Here is a 1157-nt window from a genome sequence, read left to right as displayed (position 1 = left end):
GCCAGGCTATTGGTGATCGCGGGCCGAGAGTCGGTGGGCAAGGGCAGGGTAGTCGAGCGGTTTTCATGGTCAGTCCACACCACCGAATCGCCCGACACCACCAGCCGATGGGCCAGCGCATGGCTCCAACCCAACCCCAGCCCACAATCGACCTCCACCGCGCTAGTGCGATACAGCCGCGTCCACTCAAACGGCAAGATCCCATCCAGCGCGCCATCGGTGAGGGTCAGCAATTCCTCGCCGGTGACCATCGACACCGGGCAGCCGTGGGTAACGGTCTTGTCCGCTGACGCCGCCGCATCTCCCTTTGGATTAGAAGCCACAGTCGGCACATCATCGACAGGCTCCTGGCGGACCAACGTGGTGCGCTGGGTCTTGCCGCGCACCATCGGCACCGGGTTCGAAACCAGCGTGTCGCCTGCCTTCAACGGCACCACTGGCACCACCTTGACCGGCGTCGCCGCGCTGCTCAGCAACACCGGCTTGGCGGCCTCCACATGGGTCTCCAGCCGAGGCCCCGCCACCTGCTTGGCCAGCAACTCCAACAACGCCCGCGCCCGCCCGGACTTGACGCCACTAAGCACCTGAGCACCCAGGCGCAGCTGTACTCCAATACCCCGTGTGGCCCAGATCAGCAGCAGATTGATCAACACTTCGCCGGTGATTTCACCCAGCAGTTCATACATGTCGGGCGGCGGCAGCATGCGTATCCAGGCCACCAGTGCCGACAGGTAGATAAACAACAGCGGCTCATCACTGAGTACCAGCAACCCCTTGGCCAGCGTGTCTCTGCCCAGTTTGAGCAGCGCGTTCAGCTCGGTCTGGGACAGGTATTTCAGCAACGTTTCGCTGTTGGACTTGAGGTTCGCGAGCAGGTCGTACAGCTCGGTGATGTTGTCCCACAGGTTATAAAGCGCGTTGCCCAGCCCGGTAGCAAAGGCCACGCCCTGTAGGGCACTGCGCTTGTAAGCCGGCGCTTTGGCAAAGTCTGCCCATCGAGGCTTGAAGTGCTCGGCCCATGCCGTGCGCAAATCCGCTTCCAGCCCGGCGATCACAGACTCATAGGACGCATACAGCGCCTGGACGTGGGCCTTGGAAACAGTGGGGTAAAAGGTGATTTCGTACTGCTGGTCGCGGGTACAGTCGCTGACTTCAAG

General features: G+C 62.1%; 1 protein-coding gene. It reads right to left on the bottom strand.

Features of this window, described 5'->3' with window-relative positions; genetic code table 11:
- The coding region (locus tag ODQ19_RS27940; protein ID WP_330211829.1) for a DUF6531 domain-containing protein at positions 1–1157 on the bottom strand (1157 nt) is incomplete at both ends.

Source organism: Pseudomonas sp. AM4(2022), assembly GCF_036346515.1.
Lineage (GTDB): Bacteria > Pseudomonadota > Gammaproteobacteria > Pseudomonadales > Pseudomonadaceae > Aquipseudomonas > Aquipseudomonas paracarnis.
Note: the sequence above shows the minus strand (reverse complement) of the source record. Positions and strands in the feature narration are given on the sequence as shown.